This is a genomic window from Mesorhizobium sp. M4B.F.Ca.ET.089.01.1.1, assembly GCF_004022605.1.
Classification (GTDB): domain Bacteria; phylum Pseudomonadota; class Alphaproteobacteria; order Rhizobiales; family Rhizobiaceae; genus Mesorhizobium; species Mesorhizobium abyssinicae.
In genome coordinates, this window is record NZ_RZOS01001103.1 from 1 (window position 1) to 708 (window position 708).

At 56.5% G+C, this 708-nt stretch carries 1 protein-coding gene; it reads left to right on the forward strand.

Features of this window, described 5'->3' with window-relative positions:
* Positions 1 to 464: 464 nt before the first annotated feature.
* A partial coding sequence (locus EN780_RS36260; RefSeq protein WP_133372954.1) for a plasmid pRiA4b ORF-3 family protein occupies positions 465 to 708 on the forward strand: 244 nt, incomplete at its 3' end.

Sequence of the window (708 nt, forward strand, 5' to 3'; positions counted from 1 at the left end):
GATTTGGAATAGTCCACGCTACAGCCGAAGTCAGTCAAAGCCTTGTTGAGCAGGCCCGCTGCCCAGCTTTGAATTACGGGCATCACCTTGGAATAGCTTGGGTTGGATCGAATTTCGCGAAAGCTCTTGTGGAGTTTGCTGTCTGGCAGTCTCGGCTCAAATAAGTCTAGCATTTTGAATCGTCCCTAGCCCATGGCTTCTTGAAGCTGCATGTTGATCGGCCGCAGCCAGAATTCCCGTAACCCTGCAGGCGACCGCGCTCGGTCAGCCTCAACCCGTCTTTGACTTCATTCTTGGTCAGGCTCCAGCGGAAGGCCGATCACATCGATATGATGGCCTACGCGCAGTGGTGCCGCCAGCTGAACTCACACAGGGCGCTCGCATATCGACAAACGGGGAGAAGGTGGCAATAGGGAGCATGAAAAAGTTGGGGGTCTCGTCGGCTCTGCGTTAGCCTGAGCGCCATGTCCGGTGTTGCAAATTCCCAAGTGTATCAACTCAAAGTGAGCTTGCGACGAATCTCGCCGATGATATCGCGCCGGCTGCTCGTTCCGGAAGAAATGACACTCTACGCGCTGCACCGAACAATCCAGATCGCCTTCGGCTGGGAGGACTGTCATCTGCATGCTTTCAAGCTGCACGGCCGGCACTATGGTAGGACTTGGACCGGCGAACGCCACCGCGACGCGGCGGGTCGCGAGGTGGCAT